At 36.2% G+C, this 16,756-nt stretch carries 15 protein-coding genes and 1 pseudogene; 8 read left to right on the top strand and 8 right to left on the bottom strand.

Annotated elements, in window-relative coordinates; translation table 11 throughout:
* Both LEP1GSC059_RS23925 and LEP1GSC059_RS01740 read left to right on the top strand, forming a co-directional pair.
* Positions 1–203 (top strand): hypothetical protein (locus tag LEP1GSC059_RS23925; protein ID WP_020980185.1); only part of this gene is annotated, 203 nt, incomplete at its 5' end.
* Positions 204–894: 691 nt separating this feature from the next.
* A complete protein-coding gene (locus LEP1GSC059_RS01740; RefSeq protein WP_020980207.1) occupies positions 895–2,799 on the top strand; it encodes a DUF1561 domain-containing protein in 1,905 nt (634 codons plus the stop codon).
* A 1,226-nt stretch (positions 2,800–4,025) separates the two neighbouring features.
* Here LEP1GSC059_RS01740 and nadA read toward each other — a convergent pair.
* Entirely contained in the window at positions 4,026–5,000 is a 975-nt protein-coding gene (nadA, locus tag LEP1GSC059_RS01745; protein WP_020980271.1) for a quinolinate synthase NadA, read from the bottom strand.
* Positions 4,997–5,509, bottom strand: a complete 513-nt coding sequence (locus LEP1GSC059_RS01750) for a hypothetical protein (protein ID WP_002179097.1) — start codon at positions 5,507–5,509, stop codon at positions 4,997–4,999. Before LEP1GSC059_RS01750 ends, nadA begins: the two co-directional genes overlap by 4 nt.
* A gap of 171 nt (positions 5,510–5,680) precedes the next feature.
* On the opposite strand from LEP1GSC059_RS01750, the gene LEP1GSC059_RS01755 reads away from it, so the two are divergent.
* The 3 genes and pseudogenes from LEP1GSC059_RS01755 to LEP1GSC059_RS24765 all read left to right on the top strand — a co-directional run.
* The gene (locus LEP1GSC059_RS01755; protein WP_002179095.1) at positions 5,681–6,748 is read left to right on the top strand and encodes a lipoprotein LipL41; all 1,068 of its coding nucleotides are present in this window, start codon (positions 5,681–5,683) and stop codon (positions 6,746–6,748) included.
* Between the two features lie 9 nt (positions 6,749–6,757).
* Positions 6,758–7,108: a LipL41-expression chaperone Lep gene (gene lep / locus LEP1GSC059_RS01760; RefSeq protein ID WP_017215401.1), complete on the top strand. Its 351-nt coding sequence runs from the start codon at positions 6,758–6,760 to the stop codon at positions 7,106–7,108.
* Between the two features lie 686 nt (positions 7,109–7,794).
* Positions 7,795–7,875, top strand: a pseudogene (locus LEP1GSC059_RS24765) (transposase); the annotation flags it as partial.
* 137 nt (positions 7,876–8,012) lie between these two features.
* Here LEP1GSC059_RS24765 and ftsZ read toward each other — a convergent pair.
* Genes ftsZ through LEP1GSC059_RS01775 form a run of 3 tightly spaced genes read right to left on the bottom strand, consistent with a single transcriptional unit; the run spans position 8,013 to position 11,214 of the window.
* Complete coding sequence (gene ftsZ, locus LEP1GSC059_RS01765; protein ID WP_002179064.1) at positions 8,013–9,215, bottom strand: cell division protein FtsZ; 1,203 nt, start codon at positions 9,213–9,215, stop codon at positions 8,013–8,015.
* An 18-nt stretch (positions 9,216–9,233) separates the two neighbouring features.
* Complete coding sequence (gene ftsA / locus LEP1GSC059_RS01770; RefSeq protein ID WP_002152421.1) at positions 9,234–10,463, bottom strand: cell division protein FtsA; 1,230 nt, start codon at positions 10,461–10,463, stop codon at positions 9,234–9,236.
* A 1-nt stretch (position 10,464) separates the two neighbouring features.
* The gene (locus LEP1GSC059_RS01775) at positions 10,465–11,214 is read right to left on the bottom strand and encodes a cell division protein FtsQ/DivIB (RefSeq protein ID WP_017215400.1); all 750 of its coding nucleotides are present in this window, start codon (positions 11,212–11,214) and stop codon (positions 10,465–10,467) included.
* A gap of 210 nt (positions 11,215–11,424) precedes the next feature.
* Between LEP1GSC059_RS01775 and LEP1GSC059_RS01780 the strand changes: the two genes are divergently transcribed.
* Together LEP1GSC059_RS01780 and LEP1GSC059_RS01785 are read left to right on the top strand one after the other, a co-directional pair.
* The gene (locus LEP1GSC059_RS01780) at positions 11,425–12,225 is read left to right on the top strand and encodes an MlaD family protein (protein WP_002152417.1); all 801 of its coding nucleotides are present in this window, start codon (positions 11,425–11,427) and stop codon (positions 12,223–12,225) included.
* A gap of 58 nt (positions 12,226–12,283) precedes the next feature.
* Entirely contained in the window at positions 12,284–12,886 is a 603-nt protein-coding gene (locus tag LEP1GSC059_RS01785; protein WP_002179085.1) for a DUF2179 domain-containing protein, read from the top strand.
* Positions 12,887–12,903: 17 nt separating this feature from the next.
* Here the strand turns inward: LEP1GSC059_RS01785 and LEP1GSC059_RS01790 are convergent, their stop codons facing one another.
* Together LEP1GSC059_RS01790 and LEP1GSC059_RS22695 are read right to left on the bottom strand one after the other, a co-directional pair.
* A complete protein-coding gene (locus tag LEP1GSC059_RS01790; protein ID WP_002179062.1) occupies positions 12,904–13,434 on the bottom strand; it encodes an SET domain-containing protein in 531 nt (176 codons plus the stop codon).
* Positions 13,435–13,754: 320 nt separating this feature from the next.
* Positions 13,755–13,892: a hypothetical protein gene (locus LEP1GSC059_RS22695; protein WP_155243382.1), complete on the bottom strand. Its 138-nt coding sequence runs from the start codon at positions 13,890–13,892 to the stop codon at positions 13,755–13,757.
* A 295-nt stretch (positions 13,893–14,187) separates the two neighbouring features.
* On the opposite strand from LEP1GSC059_RS22695, the gene LEP1GSC059_RS01795 reads away from it, so the two are divergent.
* Positions 14,188–15,021 (top strand): class I SAM-dependent methyltransferase, encoded by an 834-nt coding sequence (locus LEP1GSC059_RS01795; protein ID WP_017215399.1) that lies wholly within the window; start codon positions 14,188–14,190, stop codon positions 15,019–15,021.
* Here LEP1GSC059_RS01795 and LEP1GSC059_RS01800 read toward each other — a convergent pair.
* Positions 15,018–16,274 (bottom strand): NAD(P)-binding protein, encoded by a 1,257-nt coding sequence (locus tag LEP1GSC059_RS01800; RefSeq protein WP_002179061.1) that lies wholly within the window; start codon positions 16,272–16,274, stop codon positions 15,018–15,020. The genes LEP1GSC059_RS01795 and LEP1GSC059_RS01800 overlap by 4 nt on opposite strands.
* Positions 16,275–16,756 lie beyond the last annotated feature (482 nt).

A 16,756-nucleotide genomic window follows, 5' to 3' on the forward strand; every position in this document is an offset into this window, starting at 1 on the left:
AATCTAAAAAAGAAGATCTTTTAGTCAAATTTCTTTATAAGAATCGTTGTTTTACGGTCGTTACAAAAATTAAAAATAGAATTGTTGAAAAATTAATTCTCTATCCGTTTGCGTTTCATGGAAACGGACAATTGAAACAGTTTTGTCGATTTGAACTATGGAATTTTTCAATAACTCTAATTTATTTTTATACTTCTTCATAGTAACTAAAATTGAAGTAACCCTCAGAGTTTAAAAAAAATAAATTTAAACTGAATACAATTCGTATGTATGTTAAAAATAAGCTGGTTATCATTTCTTTTCATTAGAATTCACGAATTGATAGAAACCTTGGTTTTATTACTTGGAGTTATAGAATGGAACGTCTAAGTTCCTGTTTCTAACTATAGAATTGTCTCAAAATGTACGGTGCTTTGGATCAATATAACGATCTAAAAAAGAATAGAGTTGTTGAAAAATTCCATAATGGCGGTTAACAAAATTGTTTCAATCGACCACTTCTATAAAACAGAAATAGATGGAGAAAATTCATTTTTTAATAACTCTAATGTAACGTTCTTTTTACTTGCTGAATTGGAATGATCCAATCTAAAGTCTCGTAATACATCTGGTTAAATTTACATTCATAAATAATGTTATATTTATATAAAATTATTTATGATATTTTTTGATAACAATCTGTAATTGTGCCGAACTGAATTTTCCTGAAATTTTCATTTAGAAGCAGAGCTTTAAACAGCCTATTGCGTAACTCTTCAGTAAATTAGGAAATTATATACAATATAAATTCTTAATATTGATGATAACTGTAGGGCTGCGATTTTACGAAAAGATTCGATTTTGAGATCGTTAGATTTGAATTGAATAGAAGTTAAAGAAATGGGAGTTTAAAAGATGCGTAATTGGAAGAAAATGTTAATAGTAGTTCTGTTAGTCTCGATTGGAGTTGGCTTCGAGTATAGTATAAATCCTACACCTGTCCATGCTTCGTCAAAGGCTAATAATTCGATCGTTCAAAAACCTACCGATCCACCAAAAGATAAACCGATCAAAGTAGTTGTAAGTAATAAGAAGGCGTATTGTTATTCTCCTGCTTTTACTAAAGGTGAAGGTTACGTTTGGATTGACACGTGTACGGATAAGATTGCTAAAGCAAGATACGATGTGTTTCAAAGAATTTCTTATTATATCAATGACACTTGGTTATGTATTACTGCTCCATGGTCAGTCATTCATGGGGAAGAACCCTGGGACTATGTAAATCTCAGACCTTGTACGATCAATGATCCTCAGCAAAGATGGATCGTAAAAGAGAATTCTTTTTGGACTGCAGATGGACTTTATCGATTAAAAGATACAAATTGGTATGGTTATATTTCTAGAAACTCTGGAGATAAATATAATCACACATTAGATTCTTCTATGGATGATTGGGTTAAAACAGTAGCCACTCCTGGAAACATCAGCATTCAAACTTCCATTGCTTGGGATTTGAAAACTACTGATGGAAATGAACGTTACTTTGTTCGTTGGGGAGGTTCGGATAAAAACACTACACCTCTTTACTACAATCCTGAAAGTGGACATATTGCTCAGTATTATCCTTCAAGTGGTTCTCTCTATTGTATGTCTTCTAAGATGAAAGATGATTATGATTGGAACTGGGTGAAATGGGCATTGTGTAGCGACGCAGCAATCAGTAAGGATAATAATCCAGCTTTTTGGAACGTCTATCTTGAGACAAAAGAAGGAGGAATGATTACGGACTATAAAGGTAATATCCTCAGAGTTACTAGATACGGATTCAATAAGGGTGTTGCCTATACAGTCAATCCTTCTTATTTAGAAAAAGATACTACCCATAGCCCCACTTCTTTGTTTGTTGTTGATAAAGATTTGCTAGATTGGACACGTTATACAGCTTCTAATCTTGGTAAGACAGATCAGTATTGTCCAGCTGGTAATAAAGAAAGTCTTGGACATAAAAGAGTCAAAAGGACCTTACCTTCTGATTTTCAATTAACTGAGGCTTGGATTCGAAGACTTTACGATATAGCTAGTACGAACTCGAATTCGCGTACGGCAAGTGGAATATGTGGTGTTTGTATGCTTCAAACCCTTCAGATGATAGCAGAACTCCAGGAATATCATTCTCAAGGACCTCTTCAGAGTGGAGGTTATTTTTTTGATACGGCTCCTAATACAGATCCTTTTGTTTCATTTAGACTACGTTATCCGCACTTAGACAGATTACTGGTGGATATTTTAAATGTGTTTAACCGTTACTTTGATACAAGTGAAATGTTGGGATATTTATCTGCTATGAATCTCTTACCTCAATACGAATGGGGACGCACTCGTGAATTCACTACTATGTCTGAAATACGATCTCATTTTAGAGCGCTCATTGCTTCTCCACCCGGAAGCATTTATTTAGCGTTAATGACGATGCTTAATTCAGATGGAACTACCTCGGGACATGCCGTTCCAATTCTTAGAACCTCTCAGGGATTAGTTGTAATTCAAACAAACATGGCAACCACAACATTTGAAATATATAGATCAAATTTAAGACCCACTACAAATCTTGAACAGGTAATTAGAAATCTGAGATTCCAAAATAGTGTGCTGACAGGAGTTTCAACTTTAGAGTTAGGAAGGCGTTACCACAATCCTTTGGACTCCACAATCTCTAACAGAAATTGCACTGGAGAAGGAAGTGATAGAAGAGGTTCGGGAGAATATCCAACCAGCGCATCTGTAAATCAGTGTCCAAGCGGTAGGTGTGTACTACAATAAATCAGAGACCAAAAAAATGGAAGCTCCTTTGATTCGTTAGTGGAAAGAAAACCCGATAGTAGATAACGTGAGTTCGGCATAACAAATGCGAAAGCGATTATTATGCTGCGATCCGTAGAGAGCAGCACCTGAGTTTATTATTCGCCCCAATTTTCTTACGTCGAACTCACGTTAGATAATAATTTTATAAAAAATAAATCTGCGTCAATCCTACTACTGATCTCTATAAAAATAAGTACCGTTAATTCTATTACAAAACGCTGATTCTATGTAAAATATTAGGTACTCTATTATATAGTTATGAGTAAGAGATTTTTTTACCATAAGCTATTTAAAAAATATTTTAGAATTCAATATTTTAAACAAAGATAAAGTATTTTTGAGTAGCTTATAGTAAACCTTTATAAAATCCGAAACAGTATTCTCCATGAAATCTTCGTTTTGCAATTGTCATTCGAGAAAAAAAATTCATTTTATAGAGGTATTGGCTTTTTGAAGGAGATTACTATATTCTAAGTTTTGAAACAAGCTCAAGTACGGTATTAATCTTTATGTATCGGAGTAGTCATCTTAACGTGAACACCAATACGAAAGCAATGATCATGCTGGATTACTCAAACGGATCACATAGTGCAAGATACTTTATTTAAAGTGAGTTCGGCATCTTTCTGAAAAAAGTTGAGATTTGAACTTTGCAGATCGATTCTTAAAATGTAGGAACTACAACAAATCAGATTTTACAAACAAATTAATTGTAGGAGTACATATTTTTAGAAAATTCTTTCCTATTTAATTAAGAGATTGTTCCAAAACCTGGCGAACGACACTTAGGAAGTGAGACACTTTAGTTTCATAAAATGTGGACCTACTACGAAATTGAACGAGTTAGTACTGCTTGAAAGTTCCCAAAATACCAAATGAGACAAAAATGTGGGAACTACTGCAGTTTATTAAAAATTTCTAAAGAATGATCGCGTAAAATTCTTTGAGATTTTGAGACCGGCTCTAAGTCAAACTTACGTTATTCAGAACATTATATAAAAAATCACTAATAGAGTTGATAAATGAATTCTCCATAGGTTTCTGTTTTATGGAAACGGACAATTTGAAACAGTTTTGTTAATTTGGACTATGGAATTTTTCAACAACCTAATATTTATACTGGAAGCAGTGTTTTACGAAAAAAATTTAAGTTATTCCAACTTTATAAAGATTATTAACAAATCTTATTTTTTAAAAGAAAGATCTAACATTCTTTGAACGGACATCCTTCCTTTTTCAATCACTTCAGGATCGAGATGAATTTCATATTGATCGTATAACAAAGAATCTCTGATTTTTTCGAGAGTGATTTTTTTCATATGAGGACAAACCTGACAAGTGGAAACAAAATGTCTGTCTGGAAATTCGGAACGAAGATTATCTCCCATAGAACATTCGGTAATTAGAAAAATATTTTTAGCCTCAGACTTACGGATAAAATCGCTCATCTGAGAAGTAGAACCAGAATAGTCCGAACGATCCACAACCTCGGTTTTACATTCCGGATGAGAGATCACGGTAACACCAGGGAATTGTTTTCTAGTAAGTTCAATATCTTCCGCAGAATACATTTCATGAACCATACAACTTCCAGGATGAGTAATAATTTTTTTCTGAGTCAGATTTTGAACGTTTGCAGCCAAATAACGATCCGGTAAAAAAATCACAATATCACTTTCCAGAGATTCTACCACCTGTAGAGCGTTAGCTGATGTACAACAAATATCGGTCTCCGCTTTTACGTCTGCAGTACAATTGACGTAAGTTACGACAGGAACACCTGGGTATTTCTGTTTGAGATCGATCACATCCTGTCTCGTAATACTTTCTGCAAGAGAACAACCCGCTTTTAGATCTGCGATCAAAACTTTCTTTTGAGGAGACATCAACTTAGCGGTCTCCGCCATAAAATGAACCCCGTTAAAAAGAATCACATCCGCATCCGTATCCGCGGCCACTTTGCTCAGATAAAGTGAATCGCCGGTAATATCCGAAACACCATGAAACACATCCGGGGTCATATAATTATGTCCGAGAAGAATCGCATTTTTTTCTTTTTTTAATTTCTGAATTTCTTGGATCAGAGGAAGTTTCCCTTCGACCTCGTGTTCCATATAAGTGCTTTTAAGAGCTTTTGTAACTTCTTCGAGAGTTTTCATGGATAAGGCCAATAAGTTGTTGTAGTTGAAATCCCATTTAATTTCGGAAAAGAAGAATTCGTTCCCGTGTTACAATTAGACTGACACTGTCTCCAAAGATTCCCGCTATTTGTGGAACTAGAACGTTTGGCGGTAACATAATCGGATTCGGTTTCAAAAGAGCACGAACCAGAATAATTCAAAAAAAACGTGGAATTACATTGGCTCCAACATTGTAATAGTTCATCTAAAACTCCCCTATTTTGCATATTAGCCGGTTGGATTCCTTTTTGGAGTCGATCCATTTCCTGATCAGAACACTTTTCATTGATAGATACGGGAGATTTTAAACATAAATTTTCTTGAGAATAATAATCCGAACAAGCTGGGTTCGCATTCAAAGATAAAATCCAACCTAAAAATTGTTGATTGGTTGTATCCTCTTCTTTTTTAGAAGTAGCGCAATTCAAGAGAATGATGATACAAAATAGAAAAATGAAAACAAATTGTTTGTGCACAGCAAAACTCATCTTAGTTTCAGTATCTTGTATCAGAAGTGTCTCTACAATCAAAAAAACAAAGAACAAAAGATCCGTTCGTCAAATCCTAGTTTTTCGATTCTAAAATAATTGACATGATTCTTTTTGATTTTTTAATCATCCCTTATTCCCCAAAATCAAACAGGATTGGTGTTACTTTTCATGAGAAAATTATCTTCTCTAATTTCTGTGTTAGTTCTCCTTATGTTCTTAGGAAATTGCGCAGCTACAGTTGATGTAGAATATCCGGTATTCCCGAAAGATAAAGAAGGCCGTGCGCTTCAAAAATTTCTCGGAACCATTCGTAACGTAGGTTTAGCTGTAGAAGCTCCTAAAAAAAGTCTTTGGGAAGCGATCTTTGGTGAAGGTTCTAGTTTCATCGATCAAATGCCTTCTAAAGTTTTCGAAGCGTTTGACAAAGAGTCTTATTACAAACTTACCGACCTAAGCAAACGCGCGGACGCAATCAACGAAGCGAGTCTTTCTCTTACAGGAATCACTAAAAATAGAGCGAAGATCGGAAATCTAATCGGAGCGGAAGCAATCCTATACATAGGTTATCAAAAACCTTATACAGAGTGTAGTACTGAAAATAAAATCGATGCGGTTGCAGCCGGTTTGAAAGTGGCAGGTTTTGCTGCTTCTATGGCAACTGGTAAAGACGTAAATACAGGAAACGAACCAGTATCTAAACCTACTGGAGTTCGTATGATGTTAATTCCTCTGGATGCAACTCTGATCAAAGTAGAAACTGGAGAAGTAAAAAAAGCGGTCGTTTCTAGCCCTGCAAAAATTTTCAACAGCGTAGGAAATTTAGAATGTCCTTCAATCTTGGATTCTTTCGGACAAGGTTTGGATGAAGCTGCTGCGTATATCAAGGGCAGACTTTCTCCAATGGTTAAAACAGAAAAAATTAAGGTTTTCGTTAAAGACGAAGACGAAGAAGTAAAAGAACTTCTTCAAGAAGGTTACGAAGAAATCGTTGGTGAAACTCCAAGTTTCAAAAAAGCAAAAGAAGCTTGGGAAAAAGCTGATAAAAAAGCAAAAGGTCAGTCTTGGGGAGCGAAAGCAAACCTTGCAACCTACTATTTTTCAGCAGGTGATTTTGAAAAATCAATTAAACTCTACGAAGAAGCTATGAAACTGAAAGATGCTGATAAAAGCTATTTGAGAGAGCTTAGAAAAAGAGTAGAAGCCACTTTTGCTGTTGATGAAAGCAACGCAAAGTAATCCGATTCTTTGAAATTACTAAATTGTAAGAAAAGCGGGCTTTCGTCCGCTTTTCTTATTTCTATTCTAACCTTCTCAACCTTATTTCTTATTGAGTGTAGAAAAACTCCAAACGAAGAAGAATGTGTAGAGAATCAGATGCACAACGTCAAACTAATTGCAGACGCCTCTGAAGACGAAATCCCTCCTACAATGCAACAGATTATGTTGAAACAAATTCTTCAACCGGATATGTCAAAAGCGATCGTTCTGCGTTGTATGTCCGAAAAAACTCTCAAACAAGTTCAATGCGAACTGAAAAAAGAAAAGTTCAAAGATTTAATAGAATGTAAGAAATTCGGAAAAGAAGAATCAAAGTAAATACAATCTTAACGATATTTTCCAAATTTATAATAACGTGAGTTCGGCGATCGATTGACTTATATTGTGTGGGAACTCACACATTTTCTAATTTGCTGAACGTGAAATAGTTCCGCATTTCTGAAATCAACTGTAAAACCCCGGATTTCGAGGTAGTTCCCACATTTTGCAGAAAGTAACAGCGAAATTTTATAGTAAAATCCCAAACCTCATGGTAGTTCCCACAGATTAAGTCACATTACAAATTTTTAAATACTTAACGTAAGAAAATTTAGGCGAATCCAGCCTGCTACAGGCAAACAGACCCGACTCTCTCAGTTCTGGTTAATAAATTTGCATGCAGGAAACTTTATACAATAATCTTCTTTAGTTTTAATAGAACGCGACTTGTCGAGTGCCTTGCAAAGCGCGACCCGGGAAACTCATAACCTTACCCATAAACATTTGGATCTCAAAATAATCTGTCGGAATTACGACAAATCCTCTGTAAAACTTACATCCCAGAAAGCGAATCGCTGAGTTCAGGATGTTTGAGAAACTTTTCTCTATCAGAAAAACATACTTTTTTCAAGTAAAAAGACTCATTCTACTTGAAAAATGTGCGTTTTTAATCCTTCTGATTCTAAAATACTCTTCAACTATGGGTAAGGTTATGGGGAAACTCAGCAAATGCTTCTCGTAAATCCTACATTAGAGTTGTTGAAAAATTAATTCGCCACTTAGTTTCTATTTTATGGAAACGGTCGATTGAAGCAATTTTATTGATCGTCACTATAAAATTTTTCAACAACTCTATTTTAAATTTTGAAACAAACCAGCTTTCCATACTCCCGCGCAACGAGCAAAATTCAGTTTATAAGCAAAATAGAATTTTCTAATATTTTTTTCAAAAAAATATTAACGATTAAGTTCCAGAGTTGTTTCTTCTTAAATACGCAGGAATATCATAATCCTCCATTTTAGGAGAAGAACTGTTCGAAGAACGAAGTCTTAAAGATCCTGGATTTCTTTGAGGTTCTACATTTTCATCTTGAAAAAAATCTTTTTTTTCAAGAGAGGAATTTTCCATTCCAACCGCTTTTCTTTGAAACCCGTAGTTCTCTTGTACACCTTTCTGAACCGAATCCTGATTTTGAAGCAACTTACCTCGTTTGTGAAAACCGGTCGCAATTACAGTCACTCTAATTTTATTAGAAAGACTTTCGTCTTCATGAAGACCTACAATGATGTTTGCATTTGGATCAACTTGAGACGTGATAATTCCGGAAACCTCGTTCCAATCCGAAATCGTAAGATCCTTTCCACCGGAAACATTGATCAGCAAAGAAGAAGCTCCGGCAATCGAAGTAGAGTCTAACAACGAATTGTTGATCGCATATTCCACCGCTTCTTTGACCTTACCTTCCCCACTTCCTTCTCCTACTCCCATAACCGCGTCTCCGGTATCACGCATAATCGTTTTCACGTCCGCAAAGTCTACGTTGATCAGACCAGGATTATTGATGATGTCGCTGATTCCTCGAACTGCATTGAGAAGAATATCGTCTATCACTTGAAAGGCGAGATCGATCGGAGTATTTTTATCCACGACTCTAAAGATAGAATCGTTATTGATCAAAATCAATGTATCCACGTGAGAACGAAGTTGTTCGATTCCCTTGCGTGCAAATTCCATTCTTCTTCGACCTTCAAAAGAAAAAGGAAGAGTGACCACTCCCACAACAAGACATTTCATTTCTTTAGCGATCTTTGCAATAACAGGTGCAGCCCCGGTCCCGGTTCCACCGCCCATTCCGGCAGTTATAAAAACCATATCCGATCCGCGCACAATAGATTGAATCCTTTCCTTATCTTCTTCCGCGGCTTTTAACCCAAGTTCCGGGTCTCCACCGGCTCCCATACCTCGGGTAACTTTTGTCCCTAAGATGATTTTATTTTCTACAGGAGAACGAAGTAAAACTTGTTCGTCAGTGTTCAGGATTGCAAACTCAACTCCTTTCAAACTAGAATTAGACATTCTAGTCACAGCATTCATTCCACCTCCGCCAACTCCAAACACCTTGATCACAGCGGGGCTCGTTTTAGTTTCTTCTTCAAATCGGATCATGTTATTTTTCCTTACGGATCAAAGATTGTCTTCGATCCATCTCCTAATTTTTTTAGACCATCCTTCCGAACGATCCACTGATTTTTGATCCATGTCAGTCATTCTGTCTGCGTATTTGACCATACCAATCGTCGTGGAGAATTCTGGAGAAGAAGCCTTTTCCGCAAGTCCCGTAATTCCGCCCGGCCTAGCTCTAGATGACGTTAGACGAAATACATCTTCGGCAAGAGTATCGATCCCTTCCAGAAGACTTCCTCCTCCTGTCAAAATCACCCCTCCTGCGAGAAATCCTTTTTTACCCGACTTTTCCAGCTCCTTATCTACCATCTCGAAAATTTCTCTCATTCTAGGTTCAATGATAGAAACTAACTCTTCTCTGAGCACTTGTCTTGCGGGTCTACCACTGATCGGAGGAATTTCGATCGTTTCGGTCGGATCAATTTCGGAAAGAATGGTATGTCCATATCTTTTTTTTAAAAGTTCTGCGGTTTCTAAAGTGGTTTTAAGTCCGATAGATATGTCGCTCGTAACGTTAATTCCTCCAAAAGGAATCACGGAAGAATAAGAAATTCCTCCGTCCACATATACGATTAAGTCACAACTTCCGGCGCCAATGTCTAACACTGCGGTTCCCAAATCTTTTTCCCCCGAAGTCAAAACCGCTTCTGAAGAAGCAAGGCTGGAAAGAATCATTACCTCACAACCTAAACCCGATGATTCAACACACTTTTCTAAATTATGAATTGCTGTTATTCCTGCTGTGACTATATGAACTTCCGCTTCCAAACGAACTCCGGTCATTCCGATCGGATCTCGAATGCTGGTTTGATCATCGACTGAAAACTCCTTGGAAAGTACGTGTAAGATCTGTTGATCCGCCGGAACTCGAATCGCCTGTGCGGCTTCGATCACTCTTACAACGTCCGGTTCCGTTACGGTTCGATCACGATTTGTAATTGCAACCACTCCTTTAGAATTATCTGCCTTTACCGTTTTACCTGTGATATTAACTGCAACCACAGAAATTTCTTGACCCGACATGAGTTCCGCTTCGCTCACAGCTTCGATGATGGAGCGTGTAGTAGATTCAATATTGATAATAGACCCATTTTTAATTCCAGAAGAAGGATAAGCACCGGTCCCGATGATTTCTACCTCGTATTCGGAGACTGGACGAGCTACGACTACTTTGGTCAACGAAGTCCCCAAATCTAAAGCGGCAATAATTCTATCTCTTGGTTCCGACATATCAGTGATAGACAGCGTCTTCTCCTCTGATGTCTACAAGTTCGGACTGAATCCGATCTTTTTCAAAATATGCTAATATAGCGTATAGTTTTCTGACCTGATCCCTATGAAGAAGAGTACCGATTTGAATCCTCAAACGGATCGGTTCGTCCACAAAGAAAAAAATTTCGCCGTCTTCTTGTAGTAAAACTTCGGAGATTCTAGGTTTCAAAGCTGGATACATCTTAAACGCATGTTCCACAGAATTATAAAGGTCTCTAAAACTCGCGTCTTGAATAGCTCCATTTTTAATTTGGAAATTTCCGGAAAGAACACATAAATCTTTTTCACGAACATCATCCTGAGAAAGAAGTCGTAACTCCGAATCGATCTCGTAGAGATGCCCGCTCGAATTAACAATATAACTGGCTTTTCTCTCTGTAAGTTCTACAAGAAGTTGATCTTCCGACTTTTTAGTAATACGGACGGAGTTGATCCTCGGAAGTCTGGAAAGTTTTTTCTCTAAAAGATCTAAGTCCAGCGAATCAAAAGAGGTCCCGGGTTGAATTTCAAGCATTCTTACGATTTCTTCCGTTTTAAGCTTTTCATGCCCCGTAATGATTAACTTATTCAATTCTCGTGGAATCATCCCTTGATAACTGAACCCAAGAATCATTCCAATGCTCAAAATCCCGATTAGGAGAGCCAAAAGTAGGACGTTTCTCCTTTTTTGCACAAATTCTCGTAGAAAGTCAATCAGATTATGTCTCATAATAAATTCTTAGAAGAAATTTCTTTTCTAGTTTCCCTATCGGTATTTAGGATGATTTACATATCTTGTTTTTCGATGTGGGAACTCATACGTTTTCAGTTTTAACTTGTTCAAAAAATTGATGACTATACCAAAATTTTTTAAAAAAAGAAGGTCGCCTCAAAACAATCGTCTTATAAAATCCGATCTGAACAAAAATCGAATCTTTTTATGAATCTTTCCAAACATACAGCCATTCTAACAGGGATTGTTTTCTTCTTAGCGTTTTCCTTAGGTATGTATGTCTCCGTCATTGAAAAAGCCGGAACCAAAGATGAATACCCGTATACCATGAAAATCTATTATCCTCGTTTGGAAGGAATTCATCCAGGTGCACCTGTTCGAATATTAGGAGTAGAAAAAGGAATTGTGCGTAGCTTAGACGTGGTTTCGATCGATGAGGTAGAAGATCAAAGATTTCTAAACAAGGACCAAACTAAAGCGATCGAAATTGTCATTAGACTGAAAGAACCGGTCACACTCTGGGACAATTATAGAATCACATTCCAAACCAATACGATTCTCTCCGGAAGAACCATCGATATAGATCCTGGATCTTTCGACAAAGAAGATACGTCTTTTTTTCAACCTACCTACTTAGAAGAAGAACAAAAACCTCCCGACTTTTTACCTTCCGCAGATTACTTTGAAGATTTTTTTGCGGCTTCCACGGGAGTCATCCGAGAAAATCGCGAAGACATCCGAACTTCTTTTAATAATTTTTACGAAATTTCAGAAAAGCTGAAATCAAATCGAGGAACAATTCCTCAAATCATCAATTCTCCGGAAACGTACGATAACGTAATCGAATTACTTACAGATGCTAGAATTTTCGGCAACGATGCCCGCCGTTATCTGGAAGGAAATCGCAAGTTGGAACGTTCCGCTCCAATCCCACTCTCGATCAATATGTATCGTAGAACTACTTTGATCGGAAACGTAAGTAATCGATACTATTTAGAAAAGTTATAAGTTTTAAAACTTTTCTTCTCCTCGACTAGAATTGTTCTTTCAAAGATATTTGTATTGTATGGAACTCAGTTTTCCTTCACCAGGAAACCCTATCTTCGATTATATTCTATTGCCTTGTTTTATCTTTTTATCCAGAGTCACAGACGTATCCATTGGAACGATCCGAGTTATACTTCTTACAAGAGAAAAAAAAGGAATCGCAGCTTCTTTAGGATTTTTAGAAGTCCTACTCTGGATCGTAGTAATTACTCAAGTTATCAAAAATTTAAACAACATATTTTGTTATCTCGCCTATGCAGGAGGTTTTGCAACAGGCACTTTTATCGGAATGATTTTAGAAGAAAAACTGGCAATCGGCTTTTCACTTCTGAGAATCATATCTCCTCAAAATGGGAACGAAATTGCAAACAAACTTTCCGAAGCAGGTTACGGAGTAACTACGATGAACGGACACGGCAGCCGAGGCCCAGTCAAAATCGTTTTTACAGTTTTAAAAAGAAAAAAAATCAACCAAGCGATGAAGATTGTTCAAAGTGTAGAACCCGACGTATTCTACTCAATAGAAAACGCCCGAAGAACCAATACGACTGCGTTTGAAGATGACTCTCCAGGACTTCTCAGAAGAGGAATCCTGGAAAAAATCCTAAAAATTAGAAAGTAATATTTTCGTTTGGGTTTTTATACCGGAATTTTGACGTAAAGTTTTTTGATTTCTTTTTGGATGAATTTAGGAAAGTTCATCTGATATTCATTGACTAGAAGTTTCCAATCATCTTTTCGAATGGACTTTCTACAGTTTACCGACCCACAGCCGCACTCAAAAGTCTGATCGAAGTTTACGATGAAATTCGCATAGTCGATGGTAAGTTCTTCTCCGGCTCGAATGTCCCTTTTCGCTACGATGTTATCGTCTTGATCGTACCACATATTTGGATCACAGGAATGATTCATGAAGTTAGAATGATTGATCACATACTGATCACTGGTGGGTCCGGTCACTAGACCAAAATCCACATCGTACCCGTATTTCATGAAGATGTCCTTTTCGGAATCGGGAAGCGACTCGGCTTCTTCGACCGTTAGAACTTTCCACCCAAATTCTTCGTCTTCGATCCACTCGCTGTAACTAAACAGCAAGGTTCCTTTGGGGATGTCCTTCGTTGCGAAGGTTCCGTTCTCCCCGAATTTGTTGATTCGTTTTTCGATCATGCAGAAGATCCCTGCGTTTATTGCCATTGGCAAAATTTTTATCTATCAAGAATGGTATAAAAAAAACTTCAATTAAAATACTAAATTCGAGTAATATTTAATACAACTTCCCGCCGACCTAGATTTCATTCCAAAAACGTAAATCACCTTTCTAAGATCTGCTTTCAAACAAACTCCCTCGAACCCACGACTCTAAAAAAAGTTTTATCCTATTTCGTTTCTGACGAATCATTCATTCAATTTGAAAATTATTTTCTAAAATTTATAGGACCAATGAAAATTTGTAAAAGAACCTATTTCTATTTGGTACTTTTCTATACTTAGTAAAACTCTAAAAAACAAAACGTAAAAAATCGATCTCCTATGTTTCCTTGAATCAATTTTACTTGTTCTTCAAAGTTTTTTTCTTTAGAAATAGAATCGGATTTTTTGCGAGTGTATAATGAGATAAGATTCAATTTTTTTAAAAGACTTTTCAGAGACTTACTTTACAACAACCTAGATAAACTAAATATATGTATAGTCATTAATGCGACATGAGAATTCATATTTACAGAGTTTTTTAAATAAATCCAAAACTACAGGATCTCATTTTGGTTTTGGAACAAATTCTAAATTCGATAAATCTAATTCTTACTTTTTGGATTTTATAAAAGTTTCTACGAATATTTAAAATAAAAGGTCTCTTAAATTGATTCAAATGGCCGATTTAACTGCAAATTTTGACACTTCGGTTTAACGTAATTTTTCTAAATGAAAGTCTTTTTAAAGAAAAAACGCGCAGAAGCTCCGAATACACTTGCACATCTTTATCTTAACCCGAAAGATTCCTCCTGGGCGAACTTCGGTTATTGGAAAAACACTACCGACTACCCGACTGCCTGTAAAGAATTAGCATTACTCTTAGGTAAAAAAGCAGATCTGAAACCTGGACTCAAAACATTGGATCTAGGTTTTGGATGTGGAGATCAGTTCTTTGTCTGGAAAGAAGAATTCTCTCTCGATTTTTCCGATATAGTAGGTGTCAACGGTTCTTTAGTCCAAACGGAATTTGCAAAAAATCTGATAGAATCTAAATCCGATGTTTCACCTCAATTGATTTGTTCTTCCGTTGAAAAAGCGCTCCTTTCTTTTCCACATCAATCTCTAGATAGAATTCTTTGTCTGGACAGCGCTTCTTTCTTTTCCAATCGAATAGAATTTTGTAAGCAGTCGTTTGAAATTCTCAAACCCGGAGGTAAACTAGTTTCCGCCGAACTGATTTTGAAAAATTCGAAACTGGGAATAATAGACTCTTGGCTTAGAAAAATGATTTGTAAATCCGGTTCGATCCCTAAAAACAACCAAGTTACACCGGATTTTCTTTCTCAACTTTTAAGATCCTCTGGTTTTTTGTTGGAAGGTTTTGATTTTTTAGAAGAGTATATCTTTGAAGATTTTTCCAATTTTCTTAAAATGAAATCGAAAGATTCTAGTATTCCCCGAGAAATCTCTCGTAAGTATTTCCGCTTTGCCGAGTTTTTAGGCGGAGAAAGAATGAAAAAATACTTTCAATTTGTTTTATATTCGGCGGTAAAACCACGCTAAAAACGCTCCGAATTTTCTACCCAGCGTTTTATGTCTAAAGAAGTAGATACTCCGGCCTCTAAAAGAGGAATCCCATATCTTGCATAAGAACCGCAAAACCAGATTTTTCTTCCAGGTCGTTCTTGAAGCGCTTTTAGTTCCTCTACAGTCCTTTGATTTTTTAGATCGATGATCGGTCTTTCAAATCGGGAACGGGAAATCAAAGTTCCTTGTTTAGGTTCTTCTAATGGATTCCAAGTCTGAAAAATTTCAGTCTTTCCGATTTCCGGAAGTACTTTGTTCAAACGGATCGTAGCAGAAGGTTTGTCTGTCTCTGGTGAAAGAGTAAAACAAAGTGGTGCCCAGTGTCTTTTTTTATTTGGCATAAAAGAAGGATCGGTGTGCATTAAAATTTCTGATTCTTCATAACGAAACGAAGAAAGAAGTTCTTTTTCTGAAGCCATTTCATCCGGAAGTAACGAAATCGCCTGATTTGCCGGGGTGGCGATGATTACCCGGTCAAATTCTTCCTTTCCGTCATCAAAAGAAACAAATACTTTTTTTCCGTTTTGTTCAATTTTTCTAGGATTGGTTTTTAATCTGAGTTCCTTCGCTCCAATGGAAAGTTTTTCTGTAATATCTCTGGTTCCATGACTTGCAGTTAAAAATCGTAGAAACTTCAATCCCTTAGAATGATAACGAATGACCGCTTCCGCCGGATAATTTTTTGCGCTTTGAATCGTACACGTGTTGATGGTGGCGAACATTGGAATCAGATATTTATTTTCAAATTCTTTAGAATATCCGAATCTTTGTAAAAATCCGGAAATCGTAAGTTGTTCTCCACGTAGAAATTCAAATTGTTTTTCTGATTCTACATAAAAACGAATTGTATCTGAAAAAATTTTTCTAGATTCCCCATTTTTAAAACAAACCGGCGAAACAAATGGATAAAAATTTCCTCCGATCCCAATCGTAGCAAATTGAAAATAAGTTGTTCCGTCCCTTTCACTCAAAGAAAAAGAATAATCTACCGGCCTAAATTCGATTCCGGCTTCGTTATACATTTCTATCAGACAAGGATAATAATTTTGTTTGAACGCTCTAAAAGGAACGTCAAATCGAAAAACTCCGTCCTTTAAAGATACATCCGTTCCATGCGCGTCCATTCCAGGGAGAGAATGACGTTCAATTAAAATTACGTCATGTTCTTTGCTTAGATACCAACACGCGCTCAATCCCGCGATTCCACTTCCTAAGATTGCGATTTTCATATTTGGTTCTTAAATTTAGATTTCTGAAAAGAAAACATAGGATTTTTTTCTTTCAAAATGAAAATCCTATTTATACATTCGAAAAAATTTTTATCCTCTTACATACATCTTTTTTGAATGAGATGATTTGTCGAAACAAAGTAAGTTTTAATTCCACTTTAAGATTTAAATTCGTGGTAGTTCCCACATTTTTTTAAAATCCTTTTTAAAACCTCAAAATAAATCCTATTTTAAATGTTTAACAAAACGTGGCAGTTCCCACATTTTACATCACATTACAAATACAAATTTTTCCAATTTTTATAACGCTGTAAATGGAAACCTATAGAGAAACTTGATTTTAAGATTATTCTTCTTGGACTTTATGAGTGTTTATAAAATTACGATAAAAACTCATAAAAACAATACTGTATAAACTTATCCAAAAAGTTAAGAACTTGTCCCAAAACCATCCAATGTAGGAACTATTACGAAAATTGAAC

Source organism: Leptospira noguchii serovar Panama str. CZ214 (assembly GCF_000306255.2).
Lineage (GTDB): Bacteria > Spirochaetota > Leptospiria > Leptospirales > Leptospiraceae > Leptospira > Leptospira noguchii.